Raw genomic sequence first — 22,671 nt, forward strand, 5'->3', positions numbered from 1 at the left:
GTTCTGTTTGGTTTTTAATAGGATTATGCACTAATTCTACAATACCACTATCAAAAAGTCTTATCACTTTTAGTATCATTACTCTTTATAGTTTGTATTTTTGTGTGTGCAAAAAGAAAATTATGAGTAAAGGAGTTCTCCTTGTTAATCTTGGATCACCAGATAGTACTGATCCAAAGGATGTAAAAAAATATCTTGGTGAATTTTTGATGGACCCCAGAGTAATCGATGTTCCGTTATGGGCGCGAACATTACTGGTAAAAGGGATTATCTTAAATACCCGACCAAAAAAATCGGCTGAAGCTTATAAAAAAATCTGGTGGGACGAAGGTTCTCCTCTAATTGTACTATCAGAAAGATTACAGAAAAAAGTAGCAGATCGCACTTCGATCCCTATTGGTTTAGCAATGCGCTATGGTTCGATGAATATCAAAAAAGGATTGCAGGAATTACACGACAAAGGCGTAAATGAGGTCATGATTATTCCGCTTTACCCTCAATTTGCTATGGCAACTACCGAAACTATTTTAGTTCTTGCCGAAAAATTGCAAAAAGAACATTTCCCAAATATGAAACTTGTTGATGTTCCTGCTTTTTATAATAAATCCGAGTATATTGAAATCTTATCCAAAAGTATAACCGAAAAACTAGAAGGTATCGAATATGAATATCTTTTATTTAGTTACCATGGGGTACCCGAGAGGCATATTAGAAAAAGTGACATTAGCAATGGAAATTGTAAAATGGATGGCAAATGTTGCTTTAAAAAAGGATCAGAACAACATAAGTTTTGCTATCGTCATCAATGTGAAATGACAACTGTACAAGTAGCAAAAAAACTTGGGCTTAAAAATGGAACTTACTCTACTTCCTATCAATCCCGCTTAGGCTTTGATCCATGGTTAAAGCCTTATACCGATCGTACTATAGAACGTATGGGAAAAGAAGGAATAAAAAAAATGGCTATCGTAACTCCCGCATTTGTATCAGATTGTCTGGAAACTTTAGAAGAAATAGCCATGGAAGGGGAAGAAATTTTTCACGAAGTTGGGGGCAAAGAATTCACAACCATTCCTTGTCTTAATGATCGTGATGATTGGGCAGATCTACTTGCAAATTGGGTAAATGAATGGGTTACTGTTAAAACCCAAACGGTATAATGGCAAAAATAACTTCTGAAGCTCTGGGGATAGAGCCTATTGGGAAATTACTAATAAAACAAGCAGTCCCAGCATCTATTGGGATATTGGTGATGTCACTTAATATTCTAATAGATTCGATCTTTGTTGGTAATTGGATCGGTTCTATCGCCATTGCAGCTATTAATGTAGTACTTCCCGTATCCTTTTTTATTGCTGCATTAGGGATGTCTATAGGTGTAGGAGGTTCTAGTATAATTTCTAGAGCATTAGGCGCTAATAATAAAGAAAAAGCGCTCAAAACCTTTGGAAACCAGATTACTCTTTCCCTGCTTTTTATGGTTTCTTTGGTTGTCTTAGGTTTGGTTTTTGTCGATGATATTATTCCAAAATTTGGTGGTAAAGGAGATATTTTTGAACCCGCAAAAATCTACTATACTATTATTTTATATGGTGTACCCATCCTCGGTTTTGCTATGATGGGTAATACGGTGATCAGAGCAGAAGGAAAGCCCAAATTTGCTATGACGGCTATGATCATCCCTACAGTTGGTAATCTGTTTATGGACTATCTTTTTATTAACGTAATGGATATGGGAATGCACGGTGCTGCATGGGCGACAACAGGCTCATATCTTGCTTGTTTTTTATATATTTTTTGGTTTTTCAGTTCTAAAAACTCTGAATTAAAGATTAGTCTTCGTCATCTTGGTCTACAAAAAGAGATCGTTTCAGAAATTGCTTCACTTGGTGGAGTAACCCTGGCCAGGCAAGCCGTAGTAAGCATTACCTATTTATTAATGAACAATATTTTATTCGACCTCGGGCAAGAAGGCTTGGTAGCTGTATATGCTATTATTGGTCGAATGCTAATGTTTGCTTTGTTTCCTGTATTTGGAGTTACACAAGGGTTTTTACCCATTGCTGGATATAATTATGGTGCGCAACATTATCCTCGTGTTAGAGAATCTATTAATACCGCAATCAAATATGCTGCGATTTTGGCATCATTAGTTTTTATTGGGTTAATGATTTTCCCGGCAGAAATAACAACTTTATTTCTGAGTAACAACCCTAATCTAGCTCCCAAAGAATTAGCTCTAAATCAATATGTATTATCTCATACTGCAGAACCTATGCGATGGGTGTTTGCAGCTACTCCTATTATTGCGCTTCAGCTTATAGGAGCAGCCTATTTTCAGGCTGTAGGAAAAGCAATTCCTGCTTTATTACTTACCTTATCAAGACAAGGGTTCTTTTTTATTCCTTTGATTTTGATTCTTCCTAAGTTTTATGGTGAATTAGGAGTTTGGATTTCTTTCCCGATTGCAGACATATTAGCAACCATTGTTACTGGGTATTTCCTGAACCGGGAAGTGAGAACTAAACTTATTACAAAAAGTAATTAGTTATTTTTACTTTTTGGTTGTAGCAGCTTTGCTAATAATTTTCCACTCTCCATCAATCTTTTTCAGAAGAAAAATATCGATATATCGTACATCTTTACCTTCTATTAAAATTTCAGCTTTTGCCATAGCAATATCATTTTCTCTGTCTACAGATAATATTTTACCTGTTCTGCCATTAAATTTTCCTTGCTCCCTTTTTTCAAACCATGAAGCATATTCTTTAATGGGTACAATCCATAATTTTTTCTCTTTATGAGTAAGAAACAAATTCGCTTCATCATAAAAAGCTTCTTTAATCACTTCTGGTTGGCTGTATGAGGTTCCCTTCAGATATTTATTAATCGAAGAGCGTATATTATCATCTTCTGATTGTGCAATGGAGATGTTACAACTAACTAAAAATAGGGTTATCCAAAAATAGGTTTTCATGTGTTTTTGTTTATTTATATTAAGGTTATTGATTATTTTTTATTCTTAAGATTTTTCCATTAGATTCATCGGTTAGCAAATAAAGTTTTCCTTCTGGGCTTTGCGCTATTTTTCTGGATCGTATTCTATCGTTAGTAAATAATTCTTCGGTACTTTTTATAGTTTTATTTTCAATTCTAAATCTCCACATACTTCCTCTACTCAACCCAGGAACCAGTAAATCATTTTTCCATTCGGGAAATTCATCACCTGTATAAAATAGGAGTCCAGTAGGTGCAACAGTATGCTGCCAATACCAAATGGGATCAATAAATACAGCTCCTTCAATTTTAGGAGGATAATACTCTTTACTTCGATAGCCTCCTGTAGTTATAATAGGCCAGCCATAATTAGCTCCAGGTTTTAGCATATTAATCTCGTCCCCTTGTCGGGTGCCATGCTCGCTAAACCATATTTCACCTGTTTCTGGATGTGTTGTTATCCCTTGTGCAGCTCTAATTCCGATTGCATAAACTCCAGGAACCGCGGTTGTACCAAAATCAGGGTTATCATCAGGTATACTTCCATCAGGGTTTATTCGATAGATTTTCCCTCGTTTATCGGTTATATCTTGAGCAATAGGCATTTCGGGCTCATCAATTTCTTTATATAACCGTTCCCCTATGGTAATGTATAATTTACCATCAGGTCCAAAAGTCATCCCTCCTCCATAATGAAAATATTCTCTTGTAAAAGGTCCCGCTTCGAGCAATGTTTTTATAGTAACTAAGGAATCATTTTTTAGTACTGCACGCACTACTTTTGTGGCACTTCCTTCTCCTTTTCTTTTTGCAGCATACGAAAGATATACGTATTTATTGTTGTTGAAATCGGGATCCAACAATACTTCAAAAATACCAGAATTATCGCCTCCTGTAATGACTCTAATACTATCAGTAAGGTCACGTGGAAACCCTTTAATACTTCTTTTTTCTTTTGAAATAAGGTTTACTTTAACCAAATCTCCATCCTTTTCAGATATCAGAACTTCATCTTCTGATAAAAAAGCTATACTCCAGGGATGCTTAAGGCTATCTATTATGATTTCTTTTGTTGGATGTGTTTTTGTTTGTAAAACTTCTGAAGGTTTTTCAATTTTAGTGCAAGCTATCACAATCAAAAACAGTAAGAATATTGATTTATTCATTGATGTCATTTTAAATTTTTCTGAACGCAAAATCCAAAAGACTAGATCAAAATCCTTTAAAAAACACGATCTTTAAAACGAAAAAATCAATTAAGCAGCACTATATTGAGTTCTATACTGTGAAGGTGTAAGCTTAGTTTCAGCCTTAAAAGCAAGATTAAAAGATGTAACATTACCAAAACCGCAATCATAAGCTATGGTTGCAATTTTTTCTAATGCATACTCAGAATCTACCAGCAATTTTTTGGCTTTTGTTATTCGAAAATGATTTACAAACTCAGAGAAATTCTTTTGCTCATTCTCATTAATCACCTGAGATAGTTCTCTAGAGGGAACTGATAATTTTTCTGCTATAGTCTTTAACGAAATACTACTATCTAAATAAATCTTCTCATTCTCAAATAGTTCCTTTACCCGATGAAGTAATTCTTTAGAGGTTTCTCGATCAATTTTAGAGTTGCTATATTTTTCTAAAGCAAAAACATGTCTTTTTAAAAGCAAGTAAGAAAACATATATATTAAAAATGAAAAAGAAATAGCACCTAAAATATAAAATGGAATAAGCCTTAGGAAAATACCTACATACAGTGCCCAAATCAAGCTAACTCCAACCACAATATTTCTATACCATTTTAAAAGTTGAGGATTTGCGCCGTTTGTGATTTTTAAAATAGTTTTCCAGCAAATGAATAGATAGATACCAAAATGAAGGAGAACCAAAGAGTACGCAACAAATGAGAGCACATCCCCATTATTAGGAATAAAAGGACTACACAAAACAAATAATCCAAAAGGCAGTAAATGAATATAATGTTGGTTCGAAAATATTTGTTGTTTCTCAAAAAGAGCTTTTCCATAAAACCAAAGAAAAGGACCTACTGCCAATATAGTCGAAATCGCTAGATTCCTTAATCTGGGATCAACATCTATATAATTATGAAAAACAGATTTCCCTATTCTTATTGTTAATCCTAAGAGCACCAAAGCCAAAAATATATTCGCTTTTCTATTTCCTTTTTTAAGCGTAAAAAGATAAAAACATAAGAAAAGAGCCTGGATAACTCCCAAACAACTTAAGACAAGTATAAAACCTTCTATAACCATGCTTCAAAATTAGAAATGATCTCAATAGCTAAGGTTAAAATTACGTGAAAATCTTTTGGAATAATTTTTAATTCCTGACTTTAGTATCCCATCAAATCTATTTTATCTATAATTTCTCTGAAAATGCAAAGCTTTTAAATTAAATCTCAGCTAACTATGTATTCACAATTCGGTAGAGTTATTCTCATGCTCTTTTTTGCTTTCTCAAGTATTTTCACATCCAACTCTCAAACATATAATAAGGAACTTTATGACGCTCTAGAATATAGACTTATTGGACCGTTTCGTGGCGGTCGAAGTGCTGCGGTAACCGGAGTACCGGGAAAACCTAATCTATTTTATTTTGGAGCTACTGGTGGCGGAGTATGGAAAACTACAGACGGAGGACGTACCTGGAAAAATATCTCTGATGGTTTCTTTGGAGGATCAATTGGTGCTATTGCCATATCTAAAAGTGATCCTAATGTAATCTATGTCGGTGGTGGAGAAAAAACATTGCGAGGAAATGTATCTTCGGGTTATGGTATCTGGAAAAGTGTTGATGCTGGTAAAACGTGGATACAAGCTGGTCTTCCTAAAAGCAGACATATCCCGAGAATAACTATTCACCCTACTAATCCTGATATTGTATATGCTGCAGTCTTGGGTAATATATATAAACCTACTCAAGATCGTGGTGTATATAAAAGTATTGATGGAGGAACAACATGGAATAAAGTACTGTTTGCAAATCAGGATGCTGGAGCAGTAGATCTAACTTTAGACCCTAATAATCCTCGAATTTTGTATGCTTCAACATGGAATGCAAGAAGAACACCATATAGCCTTAGTTCTGGAGGAAAAGGTTCTGCTCTTTGGAAAAGTACAGATAGTGGACAAACATGGAATGAGATTTCGCAACACAAAGGATTCGCCAAAGATACTTTAGGAATAATGGGAGTAACTGTTTCTCCTGTAAATAGTGAACGGGTGTGGGCTATTGTAGAAAATAAAGAAAAAGGCGGGGTATATCGCAGCGATGATGGAGGAGACACCTGGAGCCAATTAAACAGCAGCAGAAGCTTACGTCAACGTGCATGGTATTATAGTCGTATTTATGCCGATCCTCAAGATATCGATGTTGTCTATGTCGTTAATGTATCTTATCATAAAAGTAAAGACGGGGGTAAAAATTTTAGCAGTTATCGCGCTCCGCATGGGGATCATCACGATCTATGGATTGCTCCAGAAAATCCAAAACGTATGGTAATTGGCGATGATGGTGGTGCACAAGTTACATACGATGGTGGCGAAACCTGGAGTACGTACCACAATCAACCCACTTCACAGTTTTACAGAGTGACTACCGATAATAGCTTTCCATATAGAATCTATGCAGCTCAGCAAGATAATTCTACTATACGTATCAATCATAGAAGTACAGGATGGAGTATTTCTGAAAATGATTGGGAAAGTACTGCCGGAGGGGAATCTGCCCATATTGCTGTCGATCCTAAAGATAACGATATTGTTTACGGAGGAAGTTATGATGGCTTTCTTACCCGGGTAAATCATAAAACAGAAACCGTACGCTCTATTAGTGTATGGCCAGATAATCCTATGGGCCATGGAGCAGAGGATATGAAATATCGTTTTCAATGGAATTTCCCAATACTATTCTCTAAACATAATCCAAACAGACTATATACATTCTCTAATCATGTTCATGTCACCGAAAATGAAGGACAAAGCTGGAAAGTGATTAGTCCCGATTTAACCAGAAATGACCCTGATAAACAAAAATCTTCTGGAGGTCCTATTACACAAGATAACACATCTGTAGAATATTATTGTACTATTTTCGCAGCAGCAGAAAGTCCTGTCAAAGAAGGTTTACTTTGGGTAGGAAGTGATGATGGTCTTGTGCATGTAAGTCAGGATGGAGGAAAATCCTGGAACAATGTAACGCCAAAAGGCATGCCAGAATGGATGATGATCAATAGTATCGAACCCAGTGCTTTTGCAGAAGGTACATGTTATATCGCCGGTACGAAATATAAATCAGGGGATTTTGCTCCTTATCTATATAAGACTACCGATTATGGTAAATCATGGACAAAAATTACAAACGGAATCAAAAACGAACATTTTACACGGGTGCTTCGTGAGGATCTCAATCAAAAAGGATTATTATATGCAGGCACAGAAACAGGTATGTATATCTCTTTTAATGATGGAGCAAACTGGGAATCTTTTCAATTGAATTTACCTATTGTACCTATTACAGATCTAACCATTAAGGATAATAATTTGATTGTTGCTACGCAAGGAAGAAGTCTCTGGATAATTGATGATTTAACAGTCTTACATCAGTTAAACAATACTATGAAAACTCAAAATCATATTCTATATAAACCTAAGAATTCGTATCGTATGGGTGGAGGAAGTGTTAAAGATTCTAAGACAGCAGGAACTAATCATCCCGCTGGTGTTATGACATATTTCTATCTCAAAAATTATGATACAGCAAAAGATACAGTTTCTTTAACCTATTTTAATACTAAAAATGATACCCTAAAATCATTTAGTACCAAAGCAAAAGAGAAAAAAGATCAATTAAAAATAGAGAAAAAAGGAGCACAACTATTTACCTGGAATATGAGAGGTGATGGAGCAGAAAAATTAGATGGTATGATTCTCTGGTGGGCAAATCTTAATGGTCCAAAAGCTGTCCCTGGCAACTATAATGTAAGCCTTGCAGTAAATGGAAAAGAAGTATCTAAACAACCTTTTATTATTGTTTCCGATCCCAGGACAGAAGCATCACCACAACAAATGAAATCACAATTTGATTTTATTACCAGTATTAATAAAACAGTCGACAGAGCGCATAAATCCATAAAGAAAATCAGAAAAATTAATGCTCAACTTAAAGCATTTTCAACACAGTACAAAGACAACTCTGCAACTGAAGATCTAGTTAAAAAAGCTTCAGATTTGCAAAAACAATTTGGAGAAATCGAAAAGGCATTATATCAAACCAAAAATAAAAGTAACCAGGATCCTTTAAACTTTCCTATTAAACTTACCAATAAACTAGGGCATCTAAATTCTTTGGTAGGGATGGGAGATTTTGGTCCTACAGAACAAGATATTGCTGTAAAAAATGAACTCACTAAAAAGATCAATGATCAATTAGTCAATTTTGACAAATTAATTACCGAAGAAATTAAACGTTTTAACACAGAGTTCAATACCTTGCAGCTTAATTATCTTTTTGTAGAAAAATAAATGCTCGAATATTATAATTATATAAAATCCCTGCACCTGATCTTTGTGATCACATGGTTTGCCGGGCTATTTTATATTCCCCGACTATTTATCTATCAAATAGAAGCTTCTCAAAAGCCTCTACCCGATCGAGACATACTAGGCAAACAACTTAAATTAATGGCTAAACGTCTTTGGTTTATTATCACCTGGCCTTCTGCTATATTAGCAACTTTATTTGCAATTTGGTTACTTATTTTAATGCCTGCTTGGCTACAACAACCTTGGATGCATGTTAAGCTTGGATTTGTAGTGTTACTTATTATGTATCATCTTAAGTGCCATCATATCTATAAACAACTGCAGCTTGATATAGTAAAATGGTCATCTGGGCAAATGCGAATGTGGAATGAAGGTTCAACAATTATTCTCTTTTCGGTCATTTTTCTGGTTATCGTTCGAGATGCAGTGAACTGGATATATGGAGTTGTAGGCATACTATCACTTGCAATTATACTTATGATGGGCATTAAACTTTATAAAAGAATTCGGGATAAGAATCCTGACGCATAATATCGATTGAACTTTATCTCGAAAACATATCATACCAAATTAGGAAAACCTCTTTTAATTAGAGAAGCAACCTCGGCAGATGCCAAGCAATTATTAGCATTAAAACTAGAGTATCTTAAAGATTCTAATACTATTCCTTTGTTTGATTACGAATACTCTAATACGATAAAAGAAGAAAGTGAGCTTATTCAAAACCTTCATCAACAATCCAATAGTTTATTATTAGTGGCCGAAAGTGACGGTGATATTATTGGAAACATAGACCTTACAGGTAGTTGGCGTAAAAAAATGCAACACACTGCCATGATTGGAATGGGAATTCATACCCAATGGCAAAACCAGGGCATAGGTACTCTTTTGATTCAAAATGTATTAGAATGGTCAAAAGAAAATGAAATATTAAAAGCACTATGGTTAGAAGTTTATGCCACCAATCTTCCTGGTATTAGTTTATATAAAAAAATGGGATTCAAAGAATCCGGAAATATTGAGAATTTTTTTCTAGAAGAGGAAAAATATATAGATAAAATCACGATGATTATTAATCTTTGAGATTACTTTTTCTCGAAGTTTGGTAGTAACACAAAAATAAAAAGACTGTCCAAAATATTTTTTTCAGACAGTCTCTTAATTTATTAGTGTATTCGATTAGTTACACAATCTGTTATTTCTATTGCTGTACATTCGTCTTACAGCTCTTATGTCAAAATTCGAAACATTATTAGCATTAAATACCACATTCGGGTTTGATCCAGAAGTCATAATCGAATTAGGATCTACATTAGGTGTTCCTGGTATTTGTGTGCCAAAAAATCCTTGTTCTGCATGAAGAAACCCAATATTATGCCCAATTTCATGAGCTAATATGTTCCCCCATTCTCTAGCCGTTACCGCATCCCCATCTATACTAGGTTCATTAAGGTTTAATATAATCAAACCTCCTTCTACTCCATTAGTAGGGAATTCTCCAAGACCCCAGCCTCCTATTTCACCAGGATTCGACAAACGAACCAAAATATCGGGATTGTTATTTACAGGTATCAAACGTAAAGTTGTTCTATTAACTCTATTCCATAAGTCAATACCTCTTTGAAACCCTCTTCCGGCGGCATTATTACCTAAAGCATTCTGAATACGAATATTACCCGCCCTGTTGCAATCAACAATGGTATAAAAAGCTTGTTTTTGAAAGTTATTTTCTTTCAATGTTTCTTCGGTGATAAAAATATCTCCGTCTACAATATATCCTCCTTTAGCGGATGCAACGGATGTTTTATCCGTGTCAAACCCCATACGCTGTAATTTTGATAAAATTTCGGGAGAGATATCCTCTTGTGTAATTGTAGTGTCTTGTTGAATATCATTTTCAACGTCACTGGAACATCTTGTCATACCGATAGCAATAACTACCAGCATAGCTAATTTAATAGTTTTCATAATGAGTATATTTAAGTTGAACCCTAAAACTATTAAAACACTAATTATAAAACAAATAAATTGTTACATATTTAACTTTTTTGGGTTATTTGTATATTTTTAAACACTTCGTTTTTAGCTAATCAAAAAAATAAAGACAACGGTCATGGATTATCAAACTTGGTTTTATGAGTTAAGATGCCGTTGTTAAGACTTTTCATTATCTTCGTGCAACTTTTAGCATAATTCTATGATCAAATCTATGACAGGCTTCGGGAAGTCTATCCTTCAGCTACCTACAAAAAAAATAACGATTGAGGTTAAATCACTTAATAGTAAAAACTTAGATCTTAATGCAAGAATCCCTTCACAATACCGCGAAAAGGAGCTTGAAATGCGAAATACTATTGCAAAAAAACTAGCAAGAGGTAAGGTTGATTTTGGATTATATGTTGAAGCGACAGGAGAAGAAACATCAAACAAGGTTAATGAAGCTATTGTAAAAGAATACATTAGGCAATTATCAAATGTACACGAAGGTGATACTATAGAGTTATTAAAAATGGCCGTTCGTATGCCTGATGCTTTAAAAACAGAACGTGAACAAATCGATGAGCAAGAATTTAATGCGATAAAAGATGAGCTTACCAAAGCGTTAACAGCGATAGAGAATTATAGAATCGATGAAGGAAAAGCATTAGAAAAAGATTTCAATATTCGTGTTAAAAATATAAGCGAACTTCTTGATAGAGTTATACAAATGGATCCCGAACGTATGGAAGCGGTTAGAGAACGACTACACAAAGCTGTATCTGATTTAAAAGAAGAGGTCGATCAAAATCGTTTTGAACAGGAGTTGATTTATTATCTTGAGAAATTTGATATTACAGAAGAAAAAGTTCGATTGGCAAATCATTTAGAGTATTTTACTACTACGTTAAATTCTTCGGATTCTAATGGAAAGAAGCTTGGTTTTATCACTCAGGAAATAGGTCGTGAAATTAATACTATTGGCAGTAAATCTAATTATGCTCCTATGCAACAACTAGTAGTTCAGATGAAAGATGAACTCGAAAAAATTAAAGAACAATTACTAAACGTGTTGTAAATGAACCAAGGTAAACTTATTGTACTTTCGGCACCTTCTGGAAGTGGAAAAACTACTTTAGTTAAATACTTGCTTAATCAAGAAGAATTAAATCTCGGATTTTCTATTTCTGCAGCTTCTCGACAGCCTCGCGGAGGAGAAGTTCATGGAAAAGATTATTACTTTTTATCATTAAGAGAGTTTAAAGACAAGATTAAAGCCGAAGAATTTCTAGAATGGGAAGAGGTATATCGGGATAATTTTTATGGAACATTAAAAACCGAAGTACAACGGCTTTGGGATAACGGCAAACATGTGATTTTTGATATCGATGTTGTGGGTGGTTTAGATATTAAAAGCATATATCCAGATCGTACGTTGGCAATTTTTGTAAAACCACCTAGTATTGAAGAACTCAAAATTCGTTTGAAGAAACGTAAAACTGAATCCGAAGATAAAATCAATATGAGAGTTGCCAAAGCCTCTACCGAAATGGCTACTGCTCCTCAGTTTGACGCTATCATAACGAATGATGATCTAGAAAAAGCTAAAAACGAAGTATATCAACTGGTTAAAAAGTTTCTTTTCAAATAGGTTTCCAGACGTAGGAGTTCTTGTTTTACAGGAATAAAAAAATGATTGTTTTCTATGAAAAAAATCGGATTGTATTTTGGGACGTTTAATCCCATTCACATCGGTCATTTAGCAATCGCCAATCATATGGCTGAGTTCTCTGATCTTGATGAGTTATGGATGGTGGTAACTCCTCATAATCCTCATAAGAAGAAAAGTTCGCTACTAGATAATCATCATCGCTATGAGATGGTATATCGAGCAACACAATCGTATCCAAAATTAAAACCTAGTGATGTAGAATTTAAACTACCACAACCTAATTATACCGTGCATACACTTGCACACTTACAGGAAAAATACCCGAAGGATCAATTTCATCTTATTATGGGAGAGGATAACCTAAAGAGTTTTCATAAATGGAAAAATCATGAAGTTATTCTCGAAAACCATAACATCTATGTATATCCAAGAATTGCTGAAGGAATTGTAGCATCTCAATTTACAGATCATCCCAAAATACATCGAATTGATGCTCCTATTATGGAAATCTCCTCGACATTTATTCGAAAAGCTATTTCTACAAATAAAAATGTAAGACCTTTACTTCCACATCCTGTATGGGAATATATTGATGAGATGAATTTCTACAGGTAGGAGAATATATTAATTAGGTAAAAAAAAGACCTCATGATTATATACTTATGAAGTCTTTATCCTTTTTATTCATCTAATTTATTTTCCTGGGAAATCAGCTCTACGTTTCTCTAAAAACGCTGTAGTTCCTTCTTTAAAATCTTCGGTACCAAAACAGTTTCCGAATTGTTGAATCTCTGTTTCATATCCATTTACACCATCTTCATACCCAGAATTTATAGCTTTAATGGCTGCACCAATTGCTACAGATGAGTTTCTCATAATTTTTCCTGCTAACTTTTCTGCTAATGGTATTAATTCATCCAGAGCGGTTACATAATTTACCAACCCGTATTGCAATGCATGATTAGCATCGATCATTCCTGCAGTCATTATCATCTCCATAGCTCTGCCTTTACCAACTAACTGTGGCAAACGCTGTGTGCCACCATAACCAGGTATTACTCCTAAAGAAACTTCTGGTAATCCCATTTTTGCATTATCACTAGCAATTCTAAAGTGCGCCGCCATAGCTAATTCTAAACCACCACCCAGTGCAAATCCATTTACAGCAGCAATTACTGGTGTAGAAAGATTGGCAACAAAATCAAAAAGTAACTCTTGTCCTTTTGTGGCCAGGTTCCCTCCTTCTGATACCGAAAAATCTGCAAATTCACTAATATCTGCACCTGCAACAAATGCTTTTTCACCACTTCCGGTAATGATAATAACTTTAGTATCTGTATCGAGATTGGCAACTCTAAAAGCAGCATGCAATTCCTGAATAGTTTCTTTATTAAGAGCATTTAATTTTGATGGACGATTGATCGTAATCTTAGTAACCCCGTTATCCTGAGATGTTAGAATATTATTATACATTGTAATTTATGTTGTTTATTATATGTTGTTTATTGTTTTATAAATCTCTTTCAAAATACAGGCAAAAATACATCCATATTCCAAAATCTTCTGTATCAGTAGATGATAACATTTGTATTAGAAATCATCGAAGTAAGGTATTATTCTTTTGGAAATCTAACTTTAAAAACAGTGCCTTTTCCTTCTTTTGATGTAAAGGTAATACTTCCATTATAGGTTTCCACAATATTTTTCACCATTCCTAATCCAAGTCCCATACCGCTGGTTTTGGTTGTGAATTTAGGTTCGAAAACCTTCTTCGTATTTTCTTCGGTTATCCCAATTCCATTATCAGCGACTGTAATAAGAACTTCTCCATTCTCTGAGAATACATCCACAATAATTTTGGGGATACGATCCTCGGGAATTGCCTGTATACCGTTTTTTACTAAATTGGTGACTACTCTTATCAATTGTGTTCTATCAAACTTAGCAATGATTTTTTCTTTTTCTGAAGGAAAAATAATATAGTCTTCGTTAAAAATATCCAATGCCAGCCCTATAATCTTTACCACATCTAGGGTCTCACTTTTTTGTGCAGGCATCTGTGCAAAATTAGAAAATGCAGAAGCGATAGAACTCATCGTATCGATCTGCTGGATCAAAGTATCGCTATATTCCTGAACTTTTTGTTGAATTTTAGGATCATTGGGATCAAATTTACGTTGAAAACTCTGCACTGTTAATCGCATTGGTGTTAAAGGATTTTTAATTTCGTGCGCTACCTGTTTTGCCATTTCTCTCCATGCTGCTTCTCTCTCGCTTTTGGCAAGCATTGCAGCACTTTGTTCAAGTTCATCGATCATACTATTATAGGCATTTACCAGTGAATAAATTTCTTCACTTGCATCACCAATATCTATTCGTTTATTTCGCTTATCTAATCGGGTCTGGTCTATAGTTTCGGAAATTGTCTTTAAGGATCTCGTAATGTACTTTGACAAAAAATAAGCCAGAACAATTGCCACTAAAAGCATTAGTAAATACACCTGCCCCAGACGTTGCAAAAACTCTAACAATTCTCTTGTGATTAAATCATCATCTTCAAGATATGGTAAATGTAGAATCCCTAAAGGTTTTGATTTAACATCTGTAATATAGGTATAGGATGTTAAAAATCGTTCTCCATTTTTTTCAGATTTTACCAAATACTTCTTATTATAAAGCGAAGCCAATGTATCTAAAATAATAGGGTTGATTTGGATATCGGTAGTATCTTTTGCAAATCCACCTTCTGATTTAACCAATAATTTTCCCGTAAGCCCATAAATATTAATAGGCATAGAATGTTCTTCAGAAATTTGATAAATACGATCTTTTTCTCTAAAAATTAATGCTATATTTTCCTTATTTACAGGATAAGTTGTCCTTTTTAATACATTATTAATTGTGATCTGAATTCGTTCTTCTTTTCTTTCTAATCGTCCCTGATGATATTCTTCTGCCTCTTCTTTATATTGATAGATCGTAACGGCAGCAATCAAAATTGAAGCTAGTAATACCAAGATAGTCATGGAAATAAAAATTCGTGTACGAAGAGAAAGTTTTAGTAGCCTCATAATATATTTTGACAGGTAAAGATAACAAATATCACACCAAAATAGTTGCAAAAAGAAATCTGTGAAAGCGTTGAATTTCCTAAATTTACCTAACGTTTAAGTTATGGATAATACTACACTGCTTTCTGTACAAAATCTTTGTGTCTCTTTTTTATCTGAAGAAAAAGAAAATCAAGTACTCTACGACATCTCTTTCGACATTCATAAAAATGAAATATTAGGAGTTGTAGGTGAATCTGGAAGCGGAAAATCTGTAGCTTCATTAGCCATCCTGGGGCTACTACCTAATAAAATTTCTAAAATCACTAAAGGGAATATTATCTATGATGGTATCTCTTTATTAAGTTTTAATGAAAAAGAATATAGGGCGATTCGTGGTAATGAGATCGCTATGATTTTTCAAGAACCTATGAGTTCTTTAAACCCTTCTATGAAATGCGGAAAGCAAGTTGCAGAAATCTTATTTCAGCACACATCACTGTCTAAAGCAGAAATAAAAACAGAAGTACTTTCTTTATTCGAAAAAGTAAAACTTCCTGAACCTGATCGGGCATACAAATCATATCCTCATCAATTAAGCGGAGGTCAAAAACAACGCATCATGATTGCTATGGCTATTGCTTGTAAACCAAAGCTTCTTATTGCAGATGAACCTACAACGGCACTTGATGTAACAGTACAAAAAGAAATTATCGGCTTATTAAAAAGCCTGCAGGAAGAATATAAAATGAGTATTTTATTTATTTCTCATGATCTCTCACTAGTTTCAGAAGTTGCAGATCATGTTTTGGTTATGTATCAAGGAAAGATGATAGAATACGGAACAACCGATACTATTTTTCACACTCCTCAAAAAGAATACACCAAAGCATTAATTAATGCAAGGCCCCCAATGAATGTTAGATATCAAAAACTACCAACTATTGCGGATTTTTTTGAGGATACAGATCAAAAAAAGGAAATCATTACTAAAGAACAGCGACAACAGCATCATCAAAACTTGTATAGTCAACCACCCCTACTAGAAGTTATAAATGTAGAAAAAAGTTATTTTTCTAAGGTTGGTTTATTTGGAAAAGCAGAATTTAAAGCTGTAGATGATGTGAGTTTTAAGCTCTATGAAGGTGAGACTTTGGGACTCGTAGGAGAATCTGGTTGTGGTAAATCCACTTTAGGAAATACCATTTTACAATTAGATAAAGCCAATAGAGGTCAGGTTATATACAAAGGGCAAGATATCACACAATTATCATCTTCTGAGATACGAAGTCTTCGAAAAGAAATTCAGTTAATATTTCAAGATCCTTTTGCATCGCTCAATCCAAGATTAACTGTTGGAAAAGCAATTATGGAACCTATGCAGGCACATAATTTATACGACAATGACAAAGAACGAAAGCAAAAAGTAATAGAATTGCTAGAACGAGTAAGCTTAACCGAGGAACATTTTAATCGTTACCCGCATGAGTTTAGTGGTGGACAACGACAACGCATCGGTATTGCACGTACAATAGCTTTACAGCCAAAACTTATTATCTGCGATGAGTCTGTAAGCGCGTTAGATATCTCTGTACAAGCACAAGTACTTAACTTACTAAATGAATTAAAAAGTAATTTTGGTTTTACCTACATCTTCATATCACATGATCTGGCTGTAGTAAAATATATGTCTGATCAGTTATTGGTCATGAATAAAGGTAAAATAGAGGAACAAGGAGATGCAGATTTGATTTATGAAAGCCCAAAAAGAGACTATACCAAAAAACTAATACATGCGATCCCGCAGGGAAAATAAGGCGTGAGTCCCCACAATTATTCAAGAAACGAAACGCCGTATATAAAAAAAACCTGTTAAACTTATACAGGCTAACAGGTTTCATTCATCGCGACTTGGGGAGGTTGCGATTAATTAACAACAAAAAATCACATCAACAAAAATACTTTTTTCGCCACATAAACACAGTTTGAAATCAATTCCATTGTAGGTTTGATCGATTTCTGTAGACGATTTATACGTTTTTTCATAATAGGGGAAACTTGTGTGGGTTAATAATTTTTTTAATCCTTATAAAAAATAATGTTTATAGGGGGCATTATTTTTTATCGGGACACTAATATGCAAAATATTTTCAACAATAACGTTTAAATACACAAAAAAATCGATAAAATACACTAAATTTTAACATTTAAATGCGTATTGTTAGTTTTTAAGGCTTAAAGCAAAGGTTTAAGGGTATACGAATCCACTTGAAAGTGTAGTATTTTTCTTTCAAAAACAAGATAATAGGATCCTGTTATACTTAAACGACTCTTTTATTAATTTATTATTCGTAGAGACTTAATTATTATTCGTTACCATATTCCTAGAATTAGATTTAAATCAATCTAATATCATTTCAGGAATATCCCCTTCAATTATGAGGTTTCCTTCTGTGGCATTCTTAATTTCTTCTACAGATACTCCAGGGGCTCTTTCTAAAAGTTTAAAACCTTTATCGGTGATTTCTAGAAAAGCCAGGTTTGTAACTATTTTTTTTACACAACTAACTCCTGTAAGCGGAAGTGAACATTTTTTTAGCAATTTAGACGCCCCTGCTTTATTGGTATGCATCATGGCCACAATAATATTCTCTGCACTTGCTACTAGATCCATTGCTCCTCCCATTCCTTTTACCATTTTACCTGGGATCTTCCAGTTTGCTATATCTCCTTCTTCAGAAACTTCCATCGCTCCTAAAATTGTTAAATCAACGTGTTGTCCTCGAATCATCCCAAAACTCATTGCAGAATCAAAAAATGATGCTCCCGGCATTGTGGTAATAGTTTGTTTTCCTGCATTTATAATATCGGCATCTTCTTCTCCTTCAAAAGGAAAAGGTCCCATTCCTAGGACTCCGTTTTCACTTTGAAACTCTACTTCTATACCTTGAGGGATATAATTGGCAACCAATGTAGGTATACCTATTCCCAGGTTTACAAAATATCCGTCCTGTAGTTCTTTAGCAATACGCTTCGCAATTCCGTTTTTATCTAACATAATTATTTTCTTCTAATCTTATATGAATTAAAATGATTGGTTGACTTACTTTCCTGAATCCATATTAATAATGGTATAGAGATCACAGCCAAGGCCATAAGACCATAAAAACTTAAAAGAACAATAGCTACTACTCCACTTATTATAAGTGCAAAGAGTATTTTTCTATTATCAACAACCGCATCTATTCTATTAATATGTTTTTTATCTTCTTTATTACAATACTTGCATGTAACCTGTACTTCATCACCAATTTTCATTTGTAATTCACCTCTGGTTGCTGTTACTGGTTTAAATTTATTTTGAATCTTACATTGAGAGCATGTAAATTCTAATTTCATCTGTTTATATATTTATTGTTTTTTAATGGTCAGATGGAATCGCCATAGAATCATTTCGGTTGGGTATCAACCTAATTGTTATGGCTTATTTCATACTTACTAATTTAAATTGGGCTGAGGCGTCATCCTTAAATAAGGTTTTATCTCTTTATGCCCTTTGGGGAATAATTCAGCTATTTCTTCATTAAGTACAGAGGGCACAATAACGCAATCTTCTCCAGGGTTCCAATTTGCTGGTGTAGCTACTTTATGATATGCCGTTAACTGAAGCGAATCAATAACGCGTAATAACTCATCAAAATTTCTTCCGGTAGAAGCTGGATATGTTATTGTAAGTTTGATCTTTTTATCTGGTGCTATCACAAAAACAGAACGTACTGTTAGTTGACTATCTGCATTAGGATGAATCATATCATATAATTCTGATACTTTTCTATCCTCATCGGCGATGATAGGAAAATTAACTGTTGTGTCTTGTGTTTCATTAATATCTTTAATCCACCCATGATGAGATTCTAAGCCATCTACACTCAATGCAGCAACTTTTACATTGCGTTTATTAAATTCATTTGTGTATTTTGATACTGTCCCTAATTCTGTAGTACAAACAGGAGTATAATCCGCCGGATGCGAAAATAGAATTCCCCAGTCTTCTCCCAACCAATTATGAAAATCTATTTCTCCTTCTGTAGTTTGCGCAATGAAGTTTGGTGCTTCATCTCCTAATCGTAATGCAGCCATGATTTGTGTGTGTTTAAGGTTTTAAAAACAAATACTATTATTTTGAAGTGGTTACTCTTTTTTCAATAGACGATAAAAATAATTTTACATCTATCAAAAAAGATTAAACTTCTTCTTTTTTACGAACGGTACGTTGCTCGATTCTTTTTTCATAATCTTGTCCTTGAAAAATTCGTTGAACGAATATACCTGGAATATGTATATGGTCTGGATTTAAGGTTCCTGCTGGAACTAATTCTTCTACCTCGGCCACTGTTATTTTTGCAGCACCGCACATACAAGGATTAAAGTTTCTTGCCGTTCCTTTAAAGATCAAATTCCCAGCTTCATCGCCTTTCCAGGCTTTTACAAATGCAAAATCGGCTTTAAATGCGTGTTCTAACACATACATTTTGCCATTAAACTCTCGAGTTTCTTTTCCTTCGGCTACTTCGGTGCCGTAACCTGCTGGGGTATAAATTGCAGGAAAACCTCCCTGAGCTGCACGACATCTTTCTGCCAACGTTCCTTGTGGGATAAGTTCTACATCCAATTCGCCACTAAGCATCTGACGCTCGAATTCATCATTTTCTCCTACATAAGAAGAGATCATTTTTTTGATTTGTTTCTTTTGAAGTAGAAGCCCCAATCCAAAATCATCAACCCCTGCATTATTGGATATACAGGTAAGACCTTTGACATTTGATTTTACAAGCTCTGTAATAGTATTTTCAGGAATACCGCATAGGCCAAACCCTCCAAGCATAAAGGTCATATCATCTTTGATACCAACCAAAGCTTCGGTAACATTGGATACCGTTTTACGAATCATAGTGTTCTAATTTTAGCAGACTAAAAGTACTAAAAAAAACAGTATCTCATCTTTTGAAATTAGATAGTTTTAAGATTTTTTTAATTAACAGACAAAGCTCTTTTAAAGACTAAATTCTTCTATGTTCTCGCCTTGTACATTATTCCTCTTAAAAGCTTTACAATCTACTTCGATAGTTAAGTTTTCTGGTTTAGGAAAAGCTTTTGTAGAAATTTTTAATGTTTTATCTCCATAGCATTTTTTCATGAATAACGCCCAGACCGGCAATGCCATTGTAGCTCCCTGCCCAAAGGTAGTTGTTCTAAAATGTGTAGCTCTATCATCTCCTCCGACCCAAACTCCTGTACAAAGGTTAGGAACAATGCCCATAAACCAACCATCACTTTGATTTTGTGTTGTTCCTGTTTTACCCGCTATAGGGTTTGTAAATTTATATGGGTGACCAGTAACTACATTTTTTATATCATATCTAGATGAAGGTCCTGTACGTAAGCGTACTCCAGAACCAGATTGAGTAACACCCTCCATTAGATTAATGGTAACATAGGCCGCTTCTTTACTAATCACATCACGTGTTTCGGGAACAAATTGATATAAAACAGTTCCATTTTTATCTTCAATACTAGTAATGGTTACCGGTTTGGTATATATCCCCTGATTAGCAAATGTACTATACGCTCCTACCATTTCTGACAATTTCAAATCTACAGATCCTAATGCTATAGAAGCTACTTCAAGAATATCTGATTCTACTCCCATTTTCTTTGCAAGACGAACAATAGGCTCTGGCCCGATTCTATCCATTAAACGTGCAGAAACAGTATTCACCGATTTGGCTAACGCTTCTTTAAGACTCATATACCCTGTATAGTCGGCATCACTATTTTTTGGTGTCCATCCCTTATCAATGACACCATGAGAACCTGGAGGAATTGTTATTTGCGATTTTGGTATGGTATCACAAGGCGAAAGTTTAAGTTGATCGATTGCAGTTGCATACACAAAAGGTTTAAACGTAGATCCTACTTGTCGTGCTCCTTGATATACATGATCATATTGAAAATGCTTATAATTAACTCCTCCGACCCAAGCTTTGACATGCCCTGTTTGTGGTTCCATAGACATTAGTCCCGAGCGTAAAAACTTTTTATAATATAAGATAGAATCTTTAGGAGTCATTATTGTATCTATTGCTCCTTTCCAACTAAATATGCTCATCTCTGCCTTTTCATCAAAAGATTTTCTTATTTCTTTTTCACTTTTGCCCTGACTAAGCATCTTTTTCCATCTGGCAGACGATTTAATACTTCGATTCAGTATTCTTTCTACTTCAACTTCTGTTAAATCTCTAAAAGGGGTGGTTTTATTATCCTTTTCTTGTTTATCAAATTCTTTCTGAAGATTCGCCATATGTTCTTGCACCGCTTCCTCGGCATATTTTTGCATACGAGAATCTATAGTTACATTAATTCGTAATCCGTCTCTATAGATATCAAAATATTCGGGATCGCCCTCAGCATTTTCCCCTTTAGGGTTCTCTTTTACCCATTTTGACATCCAACTTCTTACATATTCTCTAAAGTAAGTTGCAGTCCCATCATTATGGCCTTCTGGAGAGTAATCCAGTTTAAGTGGTAACTGTTTTAAACTATCTCTTTGTTTTTCTGTAATGTACTCATATTTCTCCATCTGATTTAGAACCACATCTCTTCTTGTTTTTACCATTTCTGGTCTACGAAGCGGATTATATAGTGATGAATTTTTTAACATCCCTACCAATACAGCTGCTTCTTCTACATTAAGGTCTTTAGGGTTTTTTCCGAAATAAATTCTCGATGCAGAACTTATCCCAATTGCCTGATTAAGAAAATCATATTTATTAAGATACATCGTTACAATTTCTTTCTTGGTATATTGTCTTTCTAAACGAGTTGCAATTACCCATTCCTGTATTTTTTGCAAATATCGCTCGATCTTATTCTTTGATCCTCCAGTAAATAATTGCTTTGCCAGCTGTTGTGATATTGTACTTGCTCCACCCTTGGTTCCTAAAAAAACAAATGCTCTTAATGTTCCTCTGGCATCTATTCCGGAGTGATCATAATATCTTGCATCTTCTGTTGCCACCAAGGCATCAACCAAATGTTGTGGTAGATCTTCATAATTTACAGGAGTACGGTTTTCTTTAAAAAAGGTTCCTATTTGCACCCCATCTGAAGAGATAATCTGGGTTGCCAAGTCATTCTGTGGATTTTCTAATTCTTCAAATTTAGGCATTTCTCCATAAACTCCCCAACTAGCCAGGAGAAAGAGTAAGGCTATTAAAAACAATCCTGATCCAAATAGTATCCAAAATGCTTTTATGTATTTTATGGTATTACTCGCAGGAGTTTTTGCTCTTTTTTTTGTTGATTTGGGTTTTGCCTTTGCCATATCTCAGCTATTTAAATCTATTTTTTAAAA

Annotated in this window: 20 protein-coding genes; 9 read left to right on the top strand and 11 right to left on the bottom strand. The window is 34.4% G+C overall.

Annotated elements, in window-relative coordinates; translation table 11 throughout:
* Nucleotides 1-122 precede the first annotated feature (122 nt).
* Nucleotides 123-1,160, top strand: a complete 1,038-nt coding sequence (hemH, locus tag Z053_RS0111920; protein ID WP_025665240.1) for a ferrochelatase — start codon at nucleotides 123-125, stop codon at nucleotides 1,158-1,160.
* Complete coding sequence (locus Z053_RS0111925) at nucleotides 1,160-2,548, top strand: MATE family efflux transporter (protein WP_025665241.1); 1,389 nt, start codon at nucleotides 1,160-1,162, stop codon at nucleotides 2,546-2,548. The genes hemH and Z053_RS0111925 overlap by 1 nt, the downstream gene beginning before the upstream one ends.
* A gap of 6 nt (nucleotides 2,549-2,554) precedes the next feature.
* On the opposite strand, the gene Z053_RS0111930 is transcribed toward Z053_RS0111925, so the two are convergent.
* The 3 genes from Z053_RS0111930 to Z053_RS0111940 all read right to left on the bottom strand — a co-directional run bounded on the left by Z053_RS0111930 (nucleotide 2,555) and on the right by Z053_RS0111940 (nucleotide 5,267).
* Nucleotides 2,555-2,977 (bottom strand): nuclear transport factor 2 family protein, encoded by a 423-nt coding sequence (locus tag Z053_RS0111930; protein ID WP_025665242.1) that lies wholly within the window; start codon nucleotides 2,975-2,977, stop codon nucleotides 2,555-2,557.
* Nucleotides 2,978-3,002: 25 nt separating this feature from the next.
* Nucleotides 3,003-4,163: a PQQ-dependent sugar dehydrogenase gene (locus Z053_RS0111935; protein ID WP_025665243.1), complete on the bottom strand. Its 1,161-nt coding sequence runs from the start codon at nucleotides 4,161-4,163 to the stop codon at nucleotides 3,003-3,005.
* A gap of 90 nt (nucleotides 4,164-4,253) precedes the next feature.
* Entirely contained in the window at nucleotides 4,254-5,267 is a 1,014-nt protein-coding gene (locus Z053_RS0111940) for a helix-turn-helix domain-containing protein (protein WP_025665244.1), read from the bottom strand.
* Between the two features lie 156 nt (nucleotides 5,268-5,423).
* Between Z053_RS0111940 and Z053_RS0111945 the strand changes: the two genes are divergently transcribed.
* Genes Z053_RS0111945 through Z053_RS0111955 form a run of 3 tightly spaced genes read left to right on the top strand, consistent with a single transcriptional unit; the run spans nucleotide 5,424 to nucleotide 9,641 of the window.
* The gene (locus Z053_RS0111945; RefSeq protein WP_025665245.1) at nucleotides 5,424-8,537 is read left to right on the top strand and encodes a WD40/YVTN/BNR-like repeat-containing protein; all 3,114 of its coding nucleotides are present in this window, start codon (nucleotides 5,424-5,426) and stop codon (nucleotides 8,535-8,537) included.
* Nucleotides 8,538-9,089, top strand: coding sequence for a CopD family protein (locus tag Z053_RS0111950; RefSeq protein ID WP_025665246.1), 552 nt, complete (start codon nucleotides 8,538-8,540; stop codon nucleotides 9,087-9,089).
* Between the two features lie 6 nt (nucleotides 9,090-9,095).
* Nucleotides 9,096-9,641, top strand: a complete 546-nt coding sequence (locus Z053_RS0111955; RefSeq protein WP_025665247.1) for a GNAT family N-acetyltransferase — start codon at nucleotides 9,096-9,098, stop codon at nucleotides 9,639-9,641.
* A gap of 96 nt (nucleotides 9,642-9,737) precedes the next feature.
* Here the strand turns inward: Z053_RS0111955 and Z053_RS0111960 are convergent, their stop codons facing one another.
* Nucleotides 9,738-10,526, bottom strand: a complete 789-nt coding sequence (locus Z053_RS0111960; RefSeq protein WP_025665248.1) for a zinc metalloprotease — start codon at nucleotides 10,524-10,526, stop codon at nucleotides 9,738-9,740.
* Nucleotides 10,527-10,755: 229 nt separating this feature from the next.
* Between Z053_RS0111960 and Z053_RS0111965 the strand changes: the two genes are divergently transcribed.
* From Z053_RS0111965 to nadD, 3 genes are read left to right on the top strand one after another with little or no spacing between them, the layout of a single operon-like run.
* Nucleotides 10,756-11,613, top strand: a complete 858-nt coding sequence (locus Z053_RS0111965) for a YicC/YloC family endoribonuclease (protein ID WP_025665249.1) — start codon at nucleotides 10,756-10,758, stop codon at nucleotides 11,611-11,613.
* Nucleotides 11,614-12,186 carry a guanylate kinase gene (gene gmk, locus Z053_RS0111970; protein ID WP_025665250.1) on the top strand — a complete coding sequence of 191 codons (573 nt, stop codon included), beginning with the start codon at nucleotides 11,614-11,616 and terminating at the stop codon, nucleotides 12,184-12,186.
* Nucleotides 12,187-12,240: 54 nt separating this feature from the next.
* Nucleotides 12,241-12,822: a nicotinate (nicotinamide) nucleotide adenylyltransferase gene (gene nadD / locus Z053_RS0111975; protein WP_025665251.1), complete on the top strand. Its 582-nt coding sequence runs from the start codon at nucleotides 12,241-12,243 to the stop codon at nucleotides 12,820-12,822.
* Nucleotides 12,823-12,900: 78 nt separating this feature from the next.
* Here nadD and Z053_RS0111980 read toward each other — a convergent pair whose 3' ends face one another.
* Together Z053_RS0111980 and Z053_RS0111985 are read right to left on the bottom strand one after the other, a co-directional pair.
* Nucleotides 12,901-13,680 carry an enoyl-CoA hydratase/isomerase family protein gene (locus tag Z053_RS0111980; protein WP_025665252.1) on the bottom strand — a complete coding sequence of 260 codons (780 nt, stop codon included), beginning with the start codon at nucleotides 13,678-13,680 and terminating at the stop codon, nucleotides 12,901-12,903.
* A gap of 140 nt (nucleotides 13,681-13,820) precedes the next feature.
* Entirely contained in the window at nucleotides 13,821-15,278 is a 1,458-nt protein-coding gene (locus Z053_RS0111985; protein ID WP_025665253.1) for a sensor histidine kinase, read from the bottom strand.
* Nucleotides 15,279-15,381: 103 nt separating this feature from the next.
* Here Z053_RS0111985 and Z053_RS0111990 point away from each other — a divergent pair, with 103 nt between their 5' ends.
* Nucleotides 15,382-17,073: an ABC transporter ATP-binding protein gene (locus tag Z053_RS0111990; protein ID WP_025665254.1), complete on the top strand. Its 1,692-nt coding sequence runs from the start codon at nucleotides 15,382-15,384 to the stop codon at nucleotides 17,071-17,073.
* A gap of 585 nt (nucleotides 17,074-17,658) precedes the next feature.
* Here Z053_RS0111990 and Z053_RS0111995 read toward each other — a convergent pair.
* The 5 genes from Z053_RS0111995 to Z053_RS0112015 form a co-directional block, all read right to left on the bottom strand.
* A complete protein-coding gene (locus Z053_RS0111995; protein ID WP_025665255.1) occupies nucleotides 17,659-18,315 on the bottom strand; it encodes a CoA transferase subunit B in 657 nt (218 codons plus the stop codon).
* Between the two features lie 2 nt (nucleotides 18,316-18,317).
* On the bottom strand, nucleotides 18,318-18,656 hold the full coding sequence (locus Z053_RS0112000; RefSeq protein WP_025665256.1) for a hypothetical protein: 339 nt from the start codon (nucleotides 18,654-18,656) through the stop codon (nucleotides 18,318-18,320).
* A gap of 99 nt (nucleotides 18,657-18,755) precedes the next feature.
* On the bottom strand, nucleotides 18,756-19,397 hold the full coding sequence (locus tag Z053_RS0112005) for a peroxiredoxin (protein ID WP_025665257.1): 642 nt from the start codon (nucleotides 19,395-19,397) through the stop codon (nucleotides 18,756-18,758).
* Between the two features lie 103 nt (nucleotides 19,398-19,500).
* Nucleotides 19,501-20,208, bottom strand: coding sequence for a CoA transferase subunit A (locus Z053_RS0112010; protein WP_025665258.1), 708 nt, complete (start codon nucleotides 20,206-20,208; stop codon nucleotides 19,501-19,503).
* A 102-nt stretch (nucleotides 20,209-20,310) separates the two neighbouring features.
* On the bottom strand, nucleotides 20,311-22,641 hold the full coding sequence (locus tag Z053_RS0112015) for a penicillin-binding protein 1A (RefSeq protein ID WP_025665259.1): 2,331 nt from the start codon (nucleotides 22,639-22,641) through the stop codon (nucleotides 20,311-20,313).
* Nucleotides 22,642-22,671: the final 30 nt, after the last annotated feature.

Source organism: Aquimarina megaterium XH134 (assembly GCF_000520975.1).
Classification (GTDB): Bacteria; Bacteroidota; Bacteroidia; order Flavobacteriales; family Flavobacteriaceae; genus Aquimarina; species Aquimarina megaterium.

What these genes read in the sequence shown, in the direction of transcription:
- hemH (WP_025665240.1), top strand. Translation starts at nt 123, where the DNA reads ATGAGTAAAGGAGTTCTCCTTGTTAATCTTGGATCACCAGATAGTACT.
- Z053_RS0111925 (WP_025665241.1), top strand. Translation starts at nt 1,160, where the DNA reads ATGGCAAAAATAACTTCTGAAGCTCTGGGGATAGAGCCTATTGGGAAA.
- Z053_RS0111930 (WP_025665242.1), bottom strand. Translation starts at nt 2,977, where the DNA reads ATGAAAACCTATTTTTGGATAACCCTATTTTTAGTTAGTTGTAACATC.
- Z053_RS0111935 (WP_025665243.1), bottom strand. Translation starts at nt 4,163, where the DNA reads ATGAATAAATCAATATTCTTACTGTTTTTGATTGTGATAGCTTGCACT.
- Z053_RS0111940 (WP_025665244.1), bottom strand. Translation starts at nt 5,267, where the DNA reads ATGGTTATAGAAGGTTTTATACTTGTCTTAAGTTGTTTGGGAGTTATC.
- Z053_RS0111945 (WP_025665245.1), top strand. Translation starts at nt 5,424, where the DNA reads ATGTATTCACAATTCGGTAGAGTTATTCTCATGCTCTTTTTTGCTTTC.
- Z053_RS0111950 (WP_025665246.1), top strand. Translation starts at nt 8,538, where the DNA reads ATGCTCGAATATTATAATTATATAAAATCCCTGCACCTGATCTTTGTG.
- Z053_RS0111960 (WP_025665248.1), bottom strand. Translation starts at nt 10,526, where the DNA reads ATGAAAACTATTAAATTAGCTATGCTGGTAGTTATTGCTATCGGTATG.
- Z053_RS0111965 (WP_025665249.1), top strand. Translation starts at nt 10,756, where the DNA reads ATGATCAAATCTATGACAGGCTTCGGGAAGTCTATCCTTCAGCTACCT.
- gmk (WP_025665250.1), top strand. Translation starts at nt 11,614, where the DNA reads ATGAACCAAGGTAAACTTATTGTACTTTCGGCACCTTCTGGAAGTGGA.
- nadD (WP_025665251.1), top strand. Translation starts at nt 12,241, where the DNA reads ATGAAAAAAATCGGATTGTATTTTGGGACGTTTAATCCCATTCACATC.
- Z053_RS0111980 (WP_025665252.1), bottom strand. Translation starts at nt 13,680, where the DNA reads ATGTATAATAATATTCTAACATCTCAGGATAACGGGGTTACTAAGATT.
- Z053_RS0111985 (WP_025665253.1), bottom strand. Translation starts at nt 15,278, where the DNA reads ATGAGGCTACTAAAACTTTCTCTTCGTACACGAATTTTTATTTCCATG.
- Z053_RS0111990 (WP_025665254.1), top strand. Translation starts at nt 15,382, where the DNA reads ATGGATAATACTACACTGCTTTCTGTACAAAATCTTTGTGTCTCTTTT.
- Z053_RS0111995 (WP_025665255.1), bottom strand. Translation starts at nt 18,315, where the DNA reads ATGTTAGATAAAAACGGAATTGCGAAGCGTATTGCTAAAGAACTACAG.
- Z053_RS0112000 (WP_025665256.1), bottom strand. Translation starts at nt 18,656, where the DNA reads ATGAAATTAGAATTTACATGCTCTCAATGTAAGATTCAAAATAAATTT.
- Z053_RS0112005 (WP_025665257.1), bottom strand. Translation starts at nt 19,397, where the DNA reads ATGGCTGCATTACGATTAGGAGATGAAGCACCAAACTTCATTGCGCAA.
- Z053_RS0112010 (WP_025665258.1), bottom strand. Translation starts at nt 20,208, where the DNA reads ATGATTCGTAAAACGGTATCCAATGTTACCGAAGCTTTGGTTGGTATC.
- Z053_RS0112015 (WP_025665259.1), bottom strand. Translation starts at nt 22,641, where the DNA reads ATGGCAAAGGCAAAACCCAAATCAACAAAAAAAAGAGCAAAAACTCCT.